Origin of the sequence: Nakamurella endophytica (genome assembly GCF_014646215.1) — a bacterium.
Lineage (GTDB): Bacteria > Actinomycetota > Actinomycetes > Mycobacteriales > Nakamurellaceae > Nakamurella > Nakamurella endophytica.
In genome coordinates this window covers 84,457-103,146 of record NZ_BMNA01000001.1, presented here as the reverse complement: position 1 = coordinate 103,146, position 18,690 = coordinate 84,457, and the positions used below count along the sequence as shown (strand labels likewise).

Genomic DNA, 18,690 nt, shown 5'->3' with positions numbered 1-18,690 from the left:
CTGTGACCGACCCCAGCAGCACCGCCGCGCCGGCGCTCACCCGCGACGACGTCGCGCACCTCGCGCACCTGGCCCGGCTCGAGCTGACCGACACCGAACTCGACCTGTACCTCGACCAGCTGACGGTGATCCTGGACTCCGTCGCGGCGGTCACCGAGGTCGCCGCCGCGGACATCGTCCCGACGACGCACGCGGTCCCGCTGACCAACGTCTCGCGCGCGGACGTGCTGCGCCCGGGCCTGTCCCGGGACGCCGCGCTCGCCGGGGCGCCGGCCGCCGAGGACGGGCAGTTCCGCGTCCCGCAGATCCTGGGGGAGGAGCAGTGACCGCCGCCGGTGCGACGCCGGACCTGCCGGCCGACCTGACCCGTGCCTCGGCCGCCGACCTGGCGGCCGGGATCGCCGGCGGGACGGTCAGCGCCGTCGAGGTCGCGCAGGCCCACCTGGACCGGATCGCCGCCGTCGACCCCGGGGACCGCGGGGTGCACGCCTTCCTGCACGTGTCCGGCGACCTCGCGCTCGAGCAGGCCGCCGCCGTGGACGCCGCCCGGGCCGCCGGCCGCACCGCGGCGTCGCCGCTGGCGGGTGTGCCGCTGGCGCTCAAGGACATCGTGGTGCAGCAGGGGGCCCCGGCCACCGCCGGCTCCCGCATCCTCGAGGGCTGGATGCCGCCCTACGACGCCACGGTCACCACCCGGCTGCTCGAGGCCGGCGTGGTCATCCTCGGCAAGACCAACCTGGACGAGTTCGCCATGGGCTCGTCGACGGAGAACTCGGCGTACGGGCCGTCGCGCAACCCGTGGGACCTGGACCGGATCCCCGGCGGGTCGGGCGGCGGGTCGGCGGCCGCGCTGGCCGCCTTCGAGGCCCCGCTGGCCATCGGCACGGACACCGGCGGCTCGATCCGCCAGCCCGCCGCGGTCACCGGCACGGTCGGCGCCAAGCCGACGTACGGCGGCGTCTCCCGGTACGGGGTGATCGCGCTGGCCTCGTCGCTGGACCAGGTGGGCCCGTGCGCGCGGACCGTGCTGGACACCGCGCTGCTGCACGAGGTCATCGCCGGCCACGACCCGCGGGACTCGACCTCGATCCCGGAGCCGGTGCCCTCGGTGGTCGATGCGGTGCACCGCGGACGGGCCGACGGCGTGGCCGGCATGCGGATCGGCGTGGTCCGCGAGCTGGGCGGCGAGGGATACCAGCCGGGGGTGCTCGACTCGTTCCGGGCCGCGGTCGCCGCGCTGGAGGCGGCCGGCGCCGAGATCGTCGAGGTGTCCTGCCCGCACTTCCGCTACGGGTTGGCGGCGTACTACCTGATCCTGCCCAGCGAGTGCTCGTCGAACCTGGCCCGGTTCGACGCCATGCGCTACGGCCTGCGGGTGGAACCGGCTGCCGGGCAGCCGGTCTCGGCGGAGACGGTGATGTCCGCGACGCGCGGCGCCGGCTTCGGCGCCGAGGTCAAGCGCCGGATCATCCTGGGCACCTACGCGCTCTCGGCCGGCTACTACGACGCGTACTACGGCTCCGCGCAGAAGGTCCGCACCCTGATCAAGGGCGACTTCGACCAGGCCTTCGGTGCGGCCGGCGGCGGCGCCGGCTGCGACGTGCTGGTGTCGCCGGCGTCCCCGGTCACCGCCTTCCGGCTCGGCGAGAAGGTCGACGACCCGCTGGCCATGTACCTCAACGACCTGGCCACGATCCCCGGCTCGCTGGCCGGCATCCCGGCGATGAGCGTGCCCAGCGGCCTGGCCGCCGACACCGGCCTGCCGGTCGGCCTGCAGATCATGGCGCCCGCCCTCGGCGAGGCCGCCATGTACCGGGTCGCGTCCGCGTTCGAGACGCTCTACGTCGCCGAGCACGGCAGCACCGTGCCCCTGTCCGTCCCCGAACTGGTGGTGAACCCCTGATGTCGTCCGCGACACCGACCCTGGCCGACTACGACCACGCGATCGAGACCTTCGACCCCGTCCTGGGTCTCGAGGTGCACGTCGAGCTCGGCACCGCCACCAAGATGTTCTGCGGCTGCTCCACGGCGTTCGGCGCTCCGCCGAACACCCAGGTGTGCCCTGTCTGCCTCGCCCTGCCCGGCGCCATGCCGGTGGTCAACGCCACCGCGGTCGAGTACGCGGTGCGGATCGGGCTGGCGCTGCACTGCAGCATCGCCTCGTGGTGCAGGTTCGCGCGGAAGAACTACTTCTACCCGGACATGCCCAAGAACTTCCAGACCTCGCAGTACGACGAGCCGATCGCCGTGAACGGCTACCTGGACGTCCAGGTGGACGGGGAGACGGTGCGCGTCGAGATCGAGCGGGCGCACATGGAGGAGGACACCGGCAAGTCCACCCACGTCGGCGGTCTCACCGGCCGCATCCACGGCGCGGAGTACTCGCTGCTGGACTACAACCGGGCCGGCGTGCCGCTGGTCGAGATCGTCACCAAGCCGATCACCGGGACCAAGGCGTCGGCGCCCGCCGTGGCCCGCGCCTACGTCGCCGCGCTGCGCGATCTCCTGCTGTCGCTGGAGGTCTCGGACGTGCGGATGGACCAGGGCTCGCTGCGGTGCGACGCCAACGTCTCGCTGACCCCGGCCGGGAACCCGGTGTTCGGGACCCGCACCGAGACCAAGAACGTGAACTCGCTGCGCTCCGTCGAGCGCGCCGTCCGTCACGAGATCTGCCGGCAGGCGGCCGTTCTCGAAGCCGGCGGGCGGATCGTGCAGGAGACCAGGCACTTCGACGAGTCCACCGGGACCACCTCGCCCGGCCGGTCGAAGGAGACCGCCGAGGACTACCGGTACTTCCCCGAGCCGGACCTGGTGCCGCTCGCCCCGGCCCCGGAGTGGGTGGAGGGCATCCGGGCGTCGCTGCCGGAGCTGCCCTGGCTGCGCCGGGCCCGGCTGCAGCAGGAGTGGGGGCTGTCCGACCTCGAGATGCGCGACCTGGTCGCGGCCGACGCCGTCGGCCTGGTCGAGGCCACGGTCGACGCGGGCGCACCGGCCGACCAGGCCCGGTCCTGGTGGTCGGCGTACCTGGGGCAGCAGGCCAACAGCCGCGGGGTGTCCCTGGCCGAGCTGCCGATCACGCCGCAGCAGGTGGCCAGGGTCGTCGCCCTGGTGGCGGCGGGGACGTTGTCGGCCAAGCTGGCCCGGCAGGTCGTCGACGGGGTGCTGGCCGGCGAGGGCGACCCCGACGAGGTGGTGGCGGCCCGCGGGCTGGCGGTCGTGTCCGACGACTCGGCCCTGCAGCAGGCAGTGGACCAGGCGCTGGCCGCCGCCCCCGACGTGGCCGACCGGATCCGGTCCGGTCGGGTGCAGGCGGTCGGGGCGGTGGTGGGTGCGGTGATGAAGGCGACCCGCGGGCAGGCCGACGCCGCCCGGGTGCGGGAGCTGGTGTTCTCCACGCTCGGCGTCCAGGCCTGACGCCCGGGGCCGGTCAGTCCGGCCCGCCGCCGCCCCCGCCCCCTCCGGACGGCACGACGACGACCCGGTCGTCGCTGGCCACCGGCCGGCCGTGGCCGTCCCGGTTGGCGGTGGTGACCCAGAACAGGTTCCGCGGGCCGGCCTCGACCGTGCGCAGCCGCCCGTACCGGCGCTCGAGCAGGGCCTCGGGGCTGCCGGTGAAGGCGCCGGTCGGCGTCATCCGGATGCCGGTGAGCCGCTGGCGGTCCAGCGACGTGCTGGCCAGCACGCCGTTGGTCGACGCGCAGTCCGCGGCGCCACCGTCGGAGGCCCGCCACGTCCAGGCGGCGTCGCCCGAGGCCAGCCGGGTGTAGGACTTGCCCGCGCTCAACGGCAGCAGCACGTCCGCGGTCGCGCGGTGGTCGACGACGGCCAGCGCGCCGGTGGGCAGCCGGCACATGCCGGTCGGTGCGGTGAACCCGGTCGCGAACACCGGCGACCCGGGCGTCAGCGTGCCGCCGACCGGCTTGCCGAACTCGTCCAGCCGCAGCACCTTCCCGGCCAGCGACCTGGCGTCGCCGGCGAGCGTGGGCCGGCCGGCGTCACCGGTGGCGACGAACAGGTACGGGCCGTTGAAGGCCAGCACGCCGCCGTTGTGCGTGCGCCCCTTGGGGATGCCGGTCAGGATGGCCTTCGGCTTCTCGCCGCGGGCGATGCGGACGACCCGGTTGTCGGTCGCCGTCGTCACGAAGGCGTACACCAGGCCGTCCTCGGCGTACGACGGCGACACGGCGAGCCCGAGCAGGCCGCCGTCGCCGGTGCCGTCGACGCCGGGCACGGTGGCCAGCAGCACCGGCGGCCGCTGGTACACCGCGAGCAGGATGCGCCCGGTGGTCCGCTCACCGACGAGGGCGGACATGCCGTCGGCCAGCGGGACCAGGCCCCACGGGTCCTTCAGGCAGGCGGCGATCACGGACGGGTCCGGCGGACGGCAGGGGTCCGGCGGAGGGCCGGTGGTGCTGCTGCTGGTGCTGCCACCCGACCCGGACGGCGGCGTCGTGGTCGAGCCGGGCAGGGTCGGCGTCGGGACCACCGGGGTGGCGGCCGGCGCGGTGAGGGACGGCTGGACGGACCAGCTCGGCGGGGCGGACGAGAAGTCGCCGCAGCCGGCGGCCAGCAGCAGGGCGACGCCGGTCCCGAGGGCGGCGGCGCACCGGCGGACCCGGCGCGGCGAGAGGCTCATCGCGATCCACCGTACGTGGCAGGTGCGGCGTCCGCGGGGCGTGCGACCGGGCTCGCGGCGGACGGCGCCGGCGGGCGCTCGGGTCAGGGAGCCGGGGCCGCGGCGACGGGCCGGACGGCTCCGGGGCGCCGGCCGACCACGTGCAGCAGCAGGTCCGCGTCCGCCGCGGCCAGGTGCCGCAGCCGCGCGCGTCGTGCCGACGACAGCACGAGCCACACCCCGGCGACCGCTGCCCGGCGTTGCGGCACCGTCTGCGTCCGGTGCACCAGCTGCACCCGGCGGGTGCGGGCGACGACGGTGTGCGTGGCGAAGACCCGGTGCCACCGCACGGTGACCGTGTCCGGGGTGAGCCGCCATCCCGCCGCCGCGACCTGGCCGCGCGCCGCGACCACCGCGACGACGGCCGGGAACAGGGCGGTGAGGCGCCACCAGCCGGGCAGCAGCAGCACGGCGGCCGCCGCCAGCGCCAGCCCGGCGACCAGCGGCAGCGTGGGATACCGGCGGCGGGCCGCCGCGCCGACGGGCACCGGGTCCTCGCCCGACCAGCGCAGCTCCGGCAGCGCGCGCCGCACCAGGTCGGCCGCCGCCGCACGGCGCACCAAGGGGTACAGCGTCCGCTGGTGGTCCTGCCCGCCGGCGACGCCGGCGACCTCCACCTCGACGGCGCAGTAGCCGAGCGGCTTGCGCCACAGCCCCTCGACGAGCCGGACGCCCTGCACCCGGTCGACCGGGATCGAGCTGCTCCGCTGCACGACCAGTCCGCGGGTGGTCCGCAGCCGCTCCGGCTCCCGGACCAGGGTCCAGCGCGCCAGGCGCACGGCGGTGAGGACGACGGCGACCAGCGCGGCGACCATCACCAGGCCGAGGACCACCAGCGTGGTGGCACCGCCGTGGTCGAGGACCTCGTGCCGGATCCAGCGGAGCGTGGAGTCGGGCAGCAGGTCCCTGGCCCGGTTCCAGGCGGCCGCCGCGCCGGCCAGCAGCAACGGGATCGAGGTGCCGGTGACGGCCGCGACGAGCAGCGCCCGCACTTCGAGCACGGCGATCGGCGGCACGCTGCCCGGTCCCTCGACGCCCTGCACGAGCCGGGACAGCGGCGCGGCGAGCACCGACCGACCGGCGGTCCGGGCAGCGGCATCGACTCCGGCATCGACTCCGGAATCGACTCCGGCGTCAGCTCCGGTGTCGACTCCGCTGTCGATCCCGATCCGGGCGCCGGTCCCGGAGTCGGCGGTCAGCGCCGTCCGCACCTGCGCCAGCGCGGACGCCGACAGGCAGTGCAGCTTGACGGTCGAGCTCCGGCCATCGCCGGGGGTCTGGACGGTGATGCCCGAGACGCCGAGGATGCGCTGCACGACGCCGGCGAAGGTGTCCAGCGCGGTGATCCGGGAGACCGGCACGCTCTCGGTGGTGCGCTTGAGCAGGCCGCTGCGCACCCGCAGCACGCCGTGGACGACGGAGTAGCGGTGCGTCCACCAGCGGATCACCGAGACGGCCACCACCAGCACGGCGGTCGCGCCGAGCACCCACCACCGGTGCGGGAACACGCTGGCACCGACGATCGCCGGCAGCAGCGTGCGCACCGTCTGGCCGGCGCTGATCACCAGGTAGGCCGGGTGCAGCCGCCGCTCCGCGACGTCGGGACCGCTCCGCGCGGCGCCGCCCGGGGGCGCCGGCGCACCGGTGAAACCGCCGGCAGCGGCGGCACCGCCGGCAGTGGCGGCACCGCCGGTCGCGGCGGCACCGCCGGTCGCGGCGGAACCGAGCGCGGTGGCGGCACTGTCGGTGGCGGTCGACGTGTGCGCGGTGGCGGCAGTGTGGGCGGCGGCGGCACCGTCGGCAGCGGCGGCACCGTCGGGGCGGCCCACCGGTCCCGCGGTCGCCGGGTTCCGCGGTCGCCGGCCGGGCTGCCGGCACCGGTGCCGGCGGGTCACACATCGTCGGCCAGGCCGGCGAGGGCGCCGATGCGCCGGCGGACACGCGCCGCCTCGTCGCGGTCCATGCCGTGCAGCGCCACCACACCGCCCGCGGTGTGCACGTGCAGCGAGGCGACGCGGAACCGGTCGGCCAGGGCGCCCTGGGTGGTCTTGAGGTGCTGCACCCGGTTCATCGGCACCAGGGTGCGGGTGGTCATGAGGACGCCGTGCTGCAGGTCGATCTCGTCGGCGGAGATGCAGTACCAGAAGCGGCGCCGGCGGATCGGCGGGGCGACGAGGCCGCGCAGCACGACCAGCCACAGGAACAGCAGCGCGGCGACGGTCCAGCGGAGCGGCTCCGGCGGCCAGCGCAGCGTGACGGCGCCGAGCGTGGCGAGGGCGACCACGGGCACCCCGGTGAGCAGGGCCTGCACCCGCCAGTAGGTGGCGGTCCTCGCCGGCAACCGCCGCCGCTCCTCGGGGGCGTCCCCGGGCAGCGGCCGCTCGTCCGGCTCCGGTGCCCTGCCGGACTCCGGGGCGGGGGACGGGACGGCGTGCGACACGGCTCAGTCGCGTCCCGCCGGCGCCCCGGCGGCGTGGGGGCCGGTAGCATCCGCGACGGCCGGCCCGGTGCGGGCGTCCGCGCCGGCCCCGCCGGTGCCGTCCGGCCCGTCCGGTGCAGCGGCGTCCGGACCGTCCGGCCCGTCGGCGGCGACGCCGCCTTCCCGCACGAGCCCCCCGTCCGCCCCAGCCGCGCCGTCCTGCACATCGCCGGTGGCCGCGCCGTCCAGGCCCACCGTGCGTTCCGGACCGACCGTGCCGACCGTGCTGACAGTGCCCACCGTGCCGACCGTGCTGTCCTGGACCCCGTCCTGGATGCCGTCCTCGGCCTCGACCTGGCCCCCGACCTCGTCCCCGTCCTCGTCACTGGCCGTCGCGGAGCCGCGCGGCGTCAGCGTCAGCCGGCCGCCGGAGACCTCGGCGAGCCGCGGCAGGTCGCGGGGCCGCACCATCGGCAGCCGGGTGCGCCGCCCGTCGGCGTCCACCGCCACGGCCCAGCGGGACCCACGGAACTCGAAGCGATCCAGCCGGTCCCACGGGATGCGGCGCACCCCGCGCAGCCCCACGGTGGTGATGGCGGCCGGGGTGGCGGAGGTCCGGGTGACGGCGGCGTACACCAGCGCCAGCAGCGGGATCAGGTAGATCGGCAGGAACCAGGGACGGAACGTGGCCAGCGGCGTGCAGGTGATGAACAGCAGCAGCGGAAGGATCAGGGTCACCGCCGGGAGTCGGAAGACGGCGCGATCACGGCGGGACACCCGTCCATCGTGTCATCCGGCGGGGGAGCGGCGCAGCGGTCGACGGGCGCCCGCGAGCGCCGGGTGGCCGTGCGGCCCACCTCCGGCGGAAGGGCGCGGAGACCGTCCCGGCCACCGTCAGTCCACGATGTGGGACGCCTGTCCCACCTGGTTGACACCCGGGCCGGCCGGTCCTACAGTCGCCGCATGTCCCTGATTCTCGTACTCCCCGAGCGCGCCGGCTGACCCGTCACCTCCAGCAGGCGCGCTGACCCCTTCGCATCCCACCCGGGAAGCAAGGGGTTTTTTAGTGCCCGGACACGGTCGGCGGTTCGACAGTCGGCCGACCGACCATCGCCCCGCCGCCCGTCGGACGGCCCGCCCATCCCGGGCCGCCGACGGTCACCGCACCACCTCGCCAGGAAAGCCGGAGACAGATGAGCACGCAGACCCGACCAGCGCCGGTCGCCCCGATGCCGCAGCAGCGTCCCGTGGCCCCCGCCCCCGTCGAGCACCTCTCCGGCGCGGCGTCCGTGGTCCGTTCCCTCGAGGAGGCCGGCGCCGAGGTGGTCTTCGGGATCCCCGGTGGCGCGGTGCTGCCGGTGTACGACCCGCTGCTGGACTCCCGCCGGGTCCGGCACATCCTGGTCCGGCACGAGCAGGGCGCGGGCCACGCCGCCACCGGGTACGCCCAGGCCACCGGCCGGGTGGGTGTCTGCATGGCGACGTCCGGCCCCGGCGCGACGAACCTGGTGACGCCGATCGCCGACGCGCACATGGACTCCGTGCCGCTGGTGGCCGTGACCGGTCAGGTGGGCCGGTCGCTCATCGGCACCGACGGCTTCCAGGAGGCCGACATCTGCGGCATCACCATGCCGATCACCAAGCACAACTTCCTGGTCAGCGACGCGCGGGAGATCCCCGAGACGATCGCTGCGGCGTTCCACCTGGCGTCCACGGGCCGACCCGGCCCGGTGCTGGTGGACATCCCCAAGGACATCCTGCAGGCGGACACCACCTTCCGTTGGCCTGCGGAGGTCCACCTGCCCGGGTACCGGCCGGCGGCCCGGCCGCACGCCGGGCAGATCGGCACGGCGGCGAAGCTGATCGCGACCGCGCGCCGTCCGGTGCTGTACGTCGGTGGCGGGGTGCTCAAGGCCCGGGCCAGCGCGGCGCTGCTGCGGCTGGCCGAGCTGACCGGCATCCCGGTGGTCACCACGCTGATGGCGCGCGGGGCGTTCCCCGACTCGCACATCCAGCACCTGGGCATGCCCGGCATGCACGGGACGGTCGCCGCCGTGGCGGCCATGCAGCGGGCCGACGTGATCATCGCCCTGGGCGCGCGCTTCGACGACCGGGTCACCGGCCAGCTGTCGACGTTCGCGCCCGGGGCGGCGGTCATCCACGCCGACATCGACCCGGCCGAGATCGGCAAGAACCGGGTGGCGGACGTGCCGATCGTCGGTGACGCCCGCGAGGTGATCACCGACCTGGTGGCCGCCGTGACCGCCGAGCAGGCCGCCGGCGTGGTCGCCGATCTCACGGCCTGGTGGGCCGAGCTGGACCAGCTGCGGGAGACATTCCCGCTGGGCTACGAGTGGCCGGCCGACGGGACGCTGGCCCCGCAGTACGTCATCCAGCGGCTCGGTGCCATCGCCGGGCCGGACGCCGTCTACGCCTCCGGCGTCGGCCAGCACCAGATGTGGGCCGCGCAGTTCATCTCCTACGAGAAGCCCGGGACCTGGCTCAACTCCGGCGGTCTCGGGACGATGGGGTACGCCGTGCCGGCCGCCATGGGCGCCAAGGTCGGCCGGCCGGACACCACGGTGTGGGCCATCGACGGCGACGGCTGCTTCCAGATGACCAACCAGGAACTGGCCACCTGCGCCATCGAGGGCATCCCGATCAAGGTGGCCGTCATCAACAACGGCAACCTCGGCATGGTGCGGCAGTGGCAGACGCTGTTCTACGGCGAGCGCTACTCGCAGACCGACCTGGGCACCCACAAGCACCGCATCCCCGACTTCAAGCTGCTCGCCGAGGCGTACGGCTGCGTCGGGTTGCGCTGCGAGTCCAAGGAGGACGTCGACCGCACCATCGACGCCGCCATGGCGATCGACGACCGGCCCGTGGTCGTGGATTTCACCGTCGGCGCCGACGCGCAGGTCTGGCCGATGGTGGCGGCCGGCACCGGCAACGACCACATCATGGCGGCCCGCGGCATCCGTCCGCTGTTCGACGAGGACTGACGGCACGTCGCCGGCCGGCCACGCAGCCGGCCGGCGCCGCAGTCCCTGTCGCTTCCGAGGAAACGAGACCTGTGTCCAGACACACGCTGTCGGTGTTGGTGGAGAACAAGCCCGGTGTGCTCGCCCGGGTCGCGTCGCTGTTCTCCCGCCGCGGCTTCAACATCCACTCGCTGGCCGTCGGCCCCACCGAGAACCCCGAGGTCTCCCGGATGACGATCGTCGTCGCCGTGGAGGAGCTGCCGCTCGAGCAGGTCACCAAGCAGCTGAACAAGCTGGTGAACGTGCTCAAGATCGTCGAGCTGCCGCCTGGCGGTTCGGTCAACCGCGAGCTGGTGCTCATCAAGATCCGCGCCGATGCGGCGACCCGGTCCCAGGTGGTGACGGTCGTCGACATGTTCCGGGCCCACGTCGTGGACGTCACCACGGAATCCATGACGATCGAGGCGGCCGGCACCACCGACAAGCTCGACGCCATGGTCAAGCTGCTCGAGCCGTTCGGCGTCCGCGAGATCGTCCAGTCGGGCATGGTGGCGCTGGGCCGCGGACCGCGGTCGATCACCTCCGAGCGGCTGCGGGCAGACTAGGCGCGCCGCGGCGGGACCGGACCCACCGCGCCGCGGTGGCGGCCGGGTCGACGGCCCGCCGTGCCCCGGCCCCACGACCCCAGCGTCGACACCCGTCGGCGCCGCCCCTTCGACACCGGCGCCACCCGGGCGCGGACGAGAGGAACCACACAGCGATGGCAGCGAAGATCTTCTACGAGGACGACGCGGACCTGTCGATCATCCAGGGCCGCAAGGTCGCCGTGATCGGCTACGGCTCGCAGGGTCACGCACACGCCCTGAGCCTGCGCGACTCGGGGGTCGACGTCCGGGTCGGCCTGCCGGAGACGTCGTCCTCCCGCGGCAAGGCCGCCGACGAGGGACTGCGCGTGGTGACGCCGGCGGAGGCCGCCGCCGAGGCGGACGTGATCATGCTTCTCACCCCGGACCACGTGCAGCGGCACGTGTACGCGGAGTCCATCGAGCCGCACCTGTCGGCCGGCAAGGCGCTGGCCTTCGGCCACGGCTTCAACATCCGGTTCGGCTACATCAAGCCGCCGGCCGACGTGGACGTGATCATGATCGCCCCCAAGGGTCCGGGCCACCTGGTGCGTCGGGAGTTCGTCGACGGCAAGGGCGTGCCCGACCTCATCGCGGTGGAGCAGGACGCCACCGGCAACGCCGAGGCGCTCGCGCTGTCCTACGCCGCGGCGATCGGCGGCGCCCGTGCCGGTGTCATCCGCACCACGTTCACCGAGGAGACCGAGACCGACCTGTTCGGCGAGCAGGCGGTGCTCTGCGGCGGCATGTCCCGGCTGGTGCAGACCGGCTTCGAGACCCTGGTGAACGCCGGGTACCAGCCCGAGATCGCCTACTTCGAGTGCCTGCACGAGCTCAAGCTGATCGTCGACCTGATGTACGAGGGCGGCATCGCCAAGCAGCGCTGGTCGATCTCCGACACCGCCGAGTACGGCGACTACGTGTCCGGCCCGCGGGTCATCGACGAGCACGTGGCCGAGAACATGCGCGGTGTGCTGGCCGACATCCGCGACGGCAGCTTCGCCGCCCGGTTCATCGCCGACCAGGACGCCGGCGCCCCGGAGTTCAAGCGCTTCCGGGCCGAGCAGGAGGCGCACCCCATCGAGGAGACCGGCCGCGAGCTGCGCAAGCTGATGAGCTGGGTCACCGCCGACGACGACTACACCGGGACCGCGGCGCGCAGCTGACGTGCCGGACCGGCCGGACGGCCCCGCATCCCACCCGGGTGCGGGGCCGTTCCTGTTCCGCCCGACCCGCGCGGCTGCGGACGACGGAGCCCCCGGTCGCCAGGCGACCAGGGGCTCCCTGCGGGGACCGGGGGACCGGCCGGCGAGCGGTCAGAAGGTCCGGCCGCCCCGGCTGCGGACCCACGCCCTGGTGGACCCGTTCAGCGTGAACACCGTGATGAGCACCGGCAGCACGATGCCGAAGGCGTAGACCACGCCGAAGCGGGTGGCGACGATCAGCAGGATCGCCAGCAGGAAGTACAGCGCGCACGCCGACACGACGATCCGGGAGTCCCTGCCGGACAGCAGCACGACGCCACCCCAGATCATCAGGGCGGCCACGATCGCAGCGCCGATCGCCACCACGATGGCGAAGGTGCCGATCTCCGGGCTGATCTCCCGCACGCGGGACGCGTTCTGGCGTGCCAGGTCACAGCCGTCCTGGGAGAAGTCGGGCAGCGTGCGGTCGCACGCCAGCCGGACGGTGGTGTCGGTGATCCCCGTCGCCACGCTGTTCGAGCCGCTCAGCAGCGACCCGATCAGGACGCCGAACAGCGACTGCAGGATCGCGGCGGCGCCGAAGACGAACGCCAGCACCGCCGCGGCCGTGGCCTGGCCCGGCCGCCCGGGACCGGGCGCACCGCCGAACCCCGGCTGCCCGTACCCGGCGGCCGGGTAGCCGGCGTACGGCGGCGGGGACCAGCCGTGCGCCGGAGCACCGGGCTGGTACCCGGGCCCCGGATACGGCCCGGGCTGACCCGGTCCGGCCGGACCCTGGCCTCCGAAGGGCTGTCCCGGCTGTCCCGGTGGCGGCTGTCCGTAGGGCGGGTAGCTGGTCACCGTGCGTCCTCCTCTGGTCGCCGGGGCCGCCGCGGTCCGGGCGGCCGGCGTCCTCCCGGCCGGATCGTAGGGCGGGCGGGGTGTCCGCGTCCCCGGTCCGCGCGATCGGAGGGGCCGTCGACGGGACGAGGCCGGCCGAGCCGCCGCCGATACGTCCCCCGGTGGAGAGCGGAGCCCGTCGGGTTGGCCTGTCCGTGCGTCGCGCCGCCGGTCCGTCCCGCGTCCGCCTGCGGGCCGGTCCCGGTGCGCCGTGACCGGCGCCGACGGTCGTGACTAGCATTGGCGCCCGCCCGCGGTCGACGTCGCCGCGCGGTGCCGCCGCGCCCGCGCGCGGTGCGCGACGGTCGCCGGACCCGGTGGCCCACCCGGAGAGTCCGACCGAGAGGAACCAACGTGTCGCAGCCCGTCGTGCTGATCGCGGAGAAGCTCGCCCCGTCCGCGATCGCCGAGCTCGGCCCCGACGTCGAGGTCCGCCACGTGGACGGCGCGGACCGGTCGGCGCTGCTGCCGGCGCTGGCCGAGGCCGACGCGGTGATGATCCGGTCGGCGACCACGATCGACGCGGAGGCGCTGGCCGCCGCGCCCCGGCTGAAGGTGGTCGCCAGGGCCGGCATCGGCCTGGACAACGTCGACGTGCCGGCGGCGACGGCCCGCGGCGTGCTGGTGGTCAACGCGCCGCAGTCCAACATCATCACCGCGGCCGAGCACGCGCTGGCGCTGCTGCTCGCGGTGGCCCGGCAGATCCCCGCCGCGCACGCCTCCGTCGCCGCCGGCGAGTGGAAGCGATCCTCGTTCGAGGGCGTCGAGATCGCCGACAAGACGGTCGGCGTGGTCGGTCTCGGTCGCATCGGGCAGCTCTTCGCGGCCCGCATCGCCGCCTTCGGCACCACGGTGATCGCCTACGACCCGTACCTGCAGCCGGCCAGGGCGGCCGCCCTGGGCGTGCAGCTGGTGGACCTGGCCACGCTGCTGCGCCGGGCGGACATCATCTCGATCCACCTGCCGCGCACGCCCGAGACGCTGGGGCTGATCGGCGCGGCGGAACTGGCCACCGTCAAGCCGAACCTGTTGCTGGTCAACGCGGCGCGCGGCGGCCTGGTCGACGAGCAGGCGCTCGCCGACGCGCTGACCGAGGGCCGCGTCGCCGGCGCCGGCATCGACGTCTACGTCAAGGAGCCGATGGCCGCCGACAACCCCCTGCGGACGGCGCCGAACATCGTGCTGACCCCGCACCTGGGGGCGTCGACCCGGGAGGCGCAGGACAAGGCGGGCACGGCGGTGGCCCGCTCGGTGAAGCTGGCCCTGCGCGGCGACTTCGTCCCGGACGCGGTGAACGTGCAGGCGGCCGGGCCGGTCGCCGACGAGCTGCGGCCGTGGATCCCGCTGGTCACCCGGCTCGGCGAGATCCTCACCGCGGTCGGCGGCACGGTCCCGGCCCAGGTGGCCGTCGAGGTGCGCGGCGACCTGGCCGCGGTGGACACGTCGATCCTGCAGCTGGCCGCGGTCCGCGGGATCTTCGGACCGGTCATCACCGACGCCGTCACCTTCGTCAACGCGCCCGCGCTGGCCGCCGAGCACGGCGTCACCCTGACCGGCACCGCCACCGAGGAGACCGGCGACTACCGCTCGCAGGTCACGCTGCGCGGCGCCATGCCCGACGGCTCGGTCCGGTCGGTGTCCGGGACGCTCTCCGGCGAGCGGCAGGTCGCCAAGCTCATCGAGATCAACGGGCGGCACTTCGACCTGCGCGCCGAGGGCGACCTGGTGCTGGTCGCCTACGCCGACCGGCCGGGCGTCATGGGCACGGTCGGGGCGCTGCTGGGTGCGGCCGGGGTGAACATCCTGGCCGCGCAGATCTCCCAGGAGATGTCGGGTCAGGCCTCGATCATGGTGCTGCGCGTCGACGGACTGCCGGACGCCGCGCTGCTGGAGCGGATCGGCGAGGCCGTCCAGGCCAGCGCCATCCGGGGCATCCCGGCCGGCTGATCGCGGCCCGGTCGGGTGCCCGGCAGGTCCGCGTCGACCGGACGGCCGCCCCGCGGTGCCCCCCGCCGACCGGTCGGACCACCCGTCGGGTGATGCGCCGACCGGACGGCGCGGTCCCGACCGGCCCCGCCGTGGCCCAGCGGAGACAGAGCGCGGCTGACGGCCCGGCGATGTCCACCTTCGGCCCAGGGCCGGTTACTCTACGCACTACGACCACCCGTCCGGTGGCGCGTCGTCGCTGCCCGGCGGGACGACGGGGAACCCCTGTACAGAAGCGGTGATGGATGAAGCTGGCGGTGATCCCGGGCGACGGCATCGGGCCCGAAGTCGTGGCCGAGGGCCTCAAGGTGCTGACCGGCGTCGTGCCCTCGGTCGAGACCACGATGTACGACCTGGGTGCGGCGCGGTGGCACCGGACCGGGGAGCTGCTGCCCGACTCGGTGCTCCGCGAGCTGCGCCAGCACGACGCCATCCTGCTGGGCGCCGTCGGCGACCCGACGGTGCCGTCCGGGATCCTCGAGCGCGGGCTGCTGCTGCGGCTGCGGTTCGAGCTGGACCACCACGTCAACCTGCGGCCGGCCCGGCTCTACCCGGGCGTGGCCGGTCCGCTGGCCGGGGACCAGGCGATCGACCTGGTGGTGCTCCGCGAGGGCACCGAGGGTCCGTACGCCGGCAACGGCGGCCTGCTGCGCAAGGACACCCCGCAGGAGATCGCCACCGAGGTGTCGCTGAACACCTACTTCGGCGTCGAGCGGGTGGTCCGGGACGCGTTCGAGCGGGCCCGCCGCCGCCCCCGCAAGCACCTGACACTGGTCCACAAGACCAACGTGCTGGTGCACGCCGGCCAGCTCTGGAGCCGGGTCGTCGAGGAGATCTCGATGGAGTACCCGGAGGTCAGCGTCGCCTACACGCACATGGACGCGGCGATGATCTACCTGGTCACCGATCCCGGCCGGTTCGACGTGGTGGTCACCGACAACCTGTTCGGCGACATCTTCACCGACCTGGCGGCCGCCGTCTCCGGTGGTATCGGGCTCGCGGCGTCCGGCAACCTGGACGTCTCCCGGACCAACCCCAGCATGTTCGAGCCGGTCCACGGGTCGGCCCCGGACATCGCCGGGACCGGCACCGCCGACCCGACCGCCACCGTGCTGTCGGTCGGCCTGCTGCTCGACCACCTCGGCCTGCCCGACGCCGCCCGCCGGGTCGAGGCCGCGGTGGCCTTCGACCTGGCCACCCGGCAGGCGGGGTCCTCGGGCCGGACGCAGGCGGTCGGCGACCGGCTGGCCGCGCTCGCGTCCAGCTGACGCCTCCGCACGACAGCGCCGGCGCCGCCGGGGTGCCGCCGCACGACAGGAGAGACCATGTCCGGCCCCGCCGTCGCTGCCGCGCGCGTCTCCTCGCCGCTCGGTGACGCGTTCCACGTCTTCGACACCACCCTGCGCGACGGTGCCCAGCGGGAGGGCATCAGCTACTCGGTCGCCGACAAGATCGCGGTGGCGACGCTGCTCGACGAGATGGGCGTCGGCTTCATCGAGGGCGGCTGGCCCGGCGCGCTGCCCAAGGACACCGAGTTCTTCGCCAGGGCGGCCGCCGGCGAGCTGGCGCTGACCACGGCGACGCTGGTGGCGTTCGGCGCGACCCGCAAGGCCGGCACCCGTGCCGCGCAGGACCCGCAGGTGCGCGCGCTGCTGGACTCGCAGGCCGCGGTCGTCACCCTGGTCGCCAAGTCCGACCCCCGGCACGTCGAGCGGGCGCTGCGCACCACGCTCGAGGAGAACCTGGCGATGGTGTCGGACACCGTCGAGCTGCTGGTCGGCGAGGGGCGCCGGGTGTTCCTGGACCTCGAGCACTTCTTCGACGGCTACGCCGCCGACCGCGACTACGGGGTGCGGGTGGCCGAGGCGGCGATCCGGGCCGGCGCCGACGTGGCCGTGCTCTGCGACACCAACGGCGGGATGCTGCCGCTGGGCGTCCACGAGGTGGTCACCGACGTGGCCCGGCGCACCGGGTTCCGGCTCGGGATCCACTGCCAGGACGACACCGGCTGCGCCGTCGCCAACACCGTCGCCGCGGTGCAGGCCGGCGCCACCCACGTGCAGTGCACCGCGAACGGGTATGGCGAGCGGGCCGGCAATGCGGACCTGTTCGCCGTGCTCGGCAACCTGGTCACCAAGCTCGGGCTGCCGGTGCTGCCGGAGGGCCGCTTGGTGGAGTCGGTGCGGATCTCACACGCCCTCGCCGAGCTGGCCAACATCTCGCCGGACACCCACCAGGCGTACGTCGGCGCGTCGGCGTTCTCGCACAAGGCCGGGCTGCACGCGTCCGCCATCCGCGTGGACCCGGAGCTGTACAACCACCTCGACCCCGAGGAGGTGGGCAACGACATGCACATCCTGATCACCGAGATGGCGGGGCGGGCGTCGGTCGAGCTCAAGGCCGCCGAGCTGGGCGTGGACCTGGGCGGCCGGACCGACGTGGTGGCCAGGGTGGTGGACACGGTCAAGCAGCGCGAGGCGCAGGGCTGGTCGTACGAGGCCGCCGACGCCTCGTTCGAGCTCCTGCTGCGCGCGGAACTGGCCGGCAGCGAGGGCACGGTGCCTGTCGCACCGTTCGAGCTGGAGTCCTACCGGGTGATCGTCGAGCACCACGCGGCCCGCGCCGGCGACGGCGCCGGCGACCGCACCGGCCGGCACGTTCCGGCCGAGGTGCTCTCCGAGGCGACGGTCAAGGTGCACGTCGGCGGGCGCCGCGTGGTCGCCACCGCGGAGGGCAACGGGCCGGTCAACGCCCTGGACTCGGCGTTGCGACTGGCGCTGGCCGACGAGCTGCCGGCGCTGGCCGGGGTCGAGCTGACCGACTACAAGGTGCGCCTCCTGGCCGGCCACGCGGGCACGGACTCCATCACCCGGGTGCTGGTCGCGTCGTCGTCCACCGAGCGGCCGGGGGATCCGGACTGGGTCACCGTGGGCGTGCACCCGAACGTCGTCGAGGCGTCCTGGCAGGCCCTGGTGGACTCGCTGGTGTACGCGCTCCAGCGGACCTGACCCGGTCCGCCACCCACCGACCCGACGGACCGACCGGACCGACCCGACCGATCGAGCCGGCCCACACCGGCCCACGAGAGCCGCCACGACCAGAGGAGACCGCCGTGCGCCTCGGCCGCATCGCCCACCCGCAGGGGGTGGCCTTCGTCGCCATCGAGCCCGCCCCGGCCGACACCCCGGGCGGCGGCGACGTCGCCCGCGAGATCGCCGACCACCCGTTCGGCACGCCGACCTTCACCGGCCGGAGCTGGCCGATGGCCGACGTCCGGCTGCTGGCGCCGATCCTGCCGTCCAAGGTCGTCGCGGTCGGCCGCAACTACGCCGACCACGCGGCCGAGCTGGGCAACCCGCTGCCCACCACGCCGCTGCTGTTCCTCAAGCCGTCGACGTCGGTGATCGGCCCGTTCGTGGCCGTCCAGATCCCGCCGTCGTCCGAGCAGGTCGACTTCGAGGGCGAGCTGGCCGTGGTCATCGGCCGGCCGTGCCGGGACGTGCCCGCGGCCGACGCGGGATCGGTGATCCTGGGCTACACCGTCGCCAACGACGTCACCGCCCGCGATCTGCAACGCGCCGACGTGCAGTTCACCCGTGCCAAGTCCTTCGACACCTTCTGCCCGCTGGGGCCGTGGATCGAGACCGAGCTCGACCCGGGCGACGTGGGCATCCGCACCGAGCTGGACGGCGAGGTACGGCAGGACGGGCACTCCGCCCAGATGGTGTTCACCGTGGGGGAGCTGGTCGAGTTCGCGTCCTCGATCATGACGCTGCTGCCGGGTGACGTGATCCTCACCGGCACGCCGGCTGGCGTCGGGCCGATGGCGGCCGGGCAGACGGTGGCGGTCACCGTCGAGGGCATCGGCACGCTGCAGAACCCGGTGGTCCGCCGCTGACCCGGCCGGGCGCCGGTGGGG

At 74.6% G+C, this 18,690-nt stretch carries 15 protein-coding genes; 10 read left to right on the top strand and 5 right to left on the bottom strand.

Annotated elements, in window-relative coordinates; genetic code table 11:
• Positions 1-2 precede the first annotated feature (2 nt).
• Genes gatC through gatB form a run of 3 tightly spaced genes read left to right on the top strand, consistent with a single transcriptional unit; the run spans position 3 to position 3,414 of the window.
• Entirely contained in the window at positions 3-326 is a 324-nt protein-coding gene (gene gatC, locus IEY37_RS00470) for an Asp-tRNA(Asn)/Glu-tRNA(Gln) amidotransferase subunit GatC (RefSeq protein WP_188939574.1), read from the top strand.
• On the top strand, positions 323-1,903 hold the full coding sequence (gene gatA, locus IEY37_RS00465) for an Asp-tRNA(Asn)/Glu-tRNA(Gln) amidotransferase subunit GatA (protein WP_229673467.1): 1,581 nt from the start codon (positions 323-325) through the stop codon (positions 1,901-1,903). The genes gatC and gatA overlap by 4 nt, the downstream gene beginning before the upstream one ends.
• The gene (gatB, locus tag IEY37_RS00460; protein ID WP_188939573.1) at positions 1,903-3,414 is read left to right on the top strand and encodes an Asp-tRNA(Asn)/Glu-tRNA(Gln) amidotransferase subunit GatB; all 1,512 of its coding nucleotides are present in this window, start codon (positions 1,903-1,905) and stop codon (positions 3,412-3,414) included. The genes gatA and gatB overlap by 1 nt, the downstream gene beginning before the upstream one ends.
• 13 nt (positions 3,415-3,427) lie before the next feature.
• Here the strand turns inward: gatB and IEY37_RS00455 are convergent, their stop codons facing one another.
• From IEY37_RS00455 to IEY37_RS00440, 4 genes are all read right to left on the bottom strand, one after another.
• Complete coding sequence (locus tag IEY37_RS00455; protein ID WP_188939572.1) at positions 3,428-4,636, bottom strand: PQQ-dependent sugar dehydrogenase; 1,209 nt, start codon at positions 4,634-4,636, stop codon at positions 3,428-3,430.
• An 83-nt stretch (positions 4,637-4,719) separates the two neighbouring features.
• Positions 4,720-6,504, bottom strand: a complete 1,785-nt coding sequence (locus tag IEY37_RS00450; RefSeq protein ID WP_188939571.1) for a PH domain-containing protein — start codon at positions 6,502-6,504, stop codon at positions 4,720-4,722.
• 62 nt (positions 6,505-6,566) lie between these two features.
• Positions 6,567-7,115, bottom strand: coding sequence for a PH domain-containing protein (locus IEY37_RS00445; protein ID WP_188939570.1), 549 nt, complete (start codon positions 7,113-7,115; stop codon positions 6,567-6,569).
• A gap of 3 nt (positions 7,116-7,118) precedes the next feature.
• Positions 7,119-7,871, bottom strand: coding sequence for a PH domain-containing protein (locus tag IEY37_RS00440; RefSeq protein WP_188939569.1), 753 nt, complete (start codon positions 7,869-7,871; stop codon positions 7,119-7,121).
• 416 nt (positions 7,872-8,287) lie between these two features.
• On the opposite strand from IEY37_RS00440, the gene IEY37_RS00435 reads away from it, so the two are divergent.
• The 3 genes from IEY37_RS00435 (at position 8,288) to ilvC (ending at position 11,867) form a co-directional block, all read left to right on the top strand.
• Entirely contained in the window at positions 8,288-10,099 is a 1,812-nt protein-coding gene (locus IEY37_RS00435) for an acetolactate synthase large subunit (RefSeq protein ID WP_188939568.1), read from the top strand.
• A 71-nt stretch (positions 10,100-10,170) separates the two neighbouring features.
• The gene (ilvN, locus tag IEY37_RS00430) at positions 10,171-10,683 is read left to right on the top strand and encodes an acetolactate synthase small subunit (RefSeq protein WP_188939567.1); all 513 of its coding nucleotides are present in this window, start codon (positions 10,171-10,173) and stop codon (positions 10,681-10,683) included.
• Positions 10,684-10,838: 155 nt separating this feature from the next.
• Positions 10,839-11,867, top strand: a complete 1,029-nt coding sequence (ilvC, locus tag IEY37_RS00425) for a ketol-acid reductoisomerase (protein ID WP_188939566.1) — start codon at positions 10,839-10,841, stop codon at positions 11,865-11,867.
• Between the two features lie 150 nt (positions 11,868-12,017).
• Here the strand turns inward: ilvC and IEY37_RS00420 are convergent, their stop codons facing one another.
• Entirely contained in the window at positions 12,018-12,746 is a 729-nt protein-coding gene (locus IEY37_RS00420; protein ID WP_188939565.1) for a hypothetical protein, read from the bottom strand.
• A 393-nt stretch (positions 12,747-13,139) separates the two neighbouring features.
• On the opposite strand from IEY37_RS00420, the gene serA reads away from it, so the two are divergent.
• The 4 genes from serA (at position 13,140) to IEY37_RS00400 (ending at position 18,669) form a co-directional block, all read left to right on the top strand.
• Positions 13,140-14,732 (top strand): phosphoglycerate dehydrogenase, encoded by a 1,593-nt coding sequence (gene serA, locus IEY37_RS00415; protein ID WP_188939564.1) that lies wholly within the window; start codon positions 13,140-13,142, stop codon positions 14,730-14,732.
• Between the two features lie 284 nt (positions 14,733-15,016).
• On the top strand, positions 15,017-16,039 hold the full coding sequence (locus IEY37_RS00410; RefSeq protein WP_188939563.1) for a 3-isopropylmalate dehydrogenase: 1,023 nt from the start codon (positions 15,017-15,019) through the stop codon (positions 16,037-16,039).
• A gap of 57 nt (positions 16,040-16,096) precedes the next feature.
• Positions 16,097-17,779 (top strand): citramalate synthase, encoded by a 1,683-nt coding sequence (gene cimA / locus IEY37_RS00405; protein WP_188939562.1) that lies wholly within the window; start codon positions 16,097-16,099, stop codon positions 17,777-17,779.
• Between the two features lie 104 nt (positions 17,780-17,883).
• The gene (locus IEY37_RS00400; RefSeq protein ID WP_188939561.1) at positions 17,884-18,669 is read left to right on the top strand and encodes a fumarylacetoacetate hydrolase family protein; all 786 of its coding nucleotides are present in this window, start codon (positions 17,884-17,886) and stop codon (positions 18,667-18,669) included.
• Positions 18,670-18,690 lie beyond the last annotated feature (21 nt).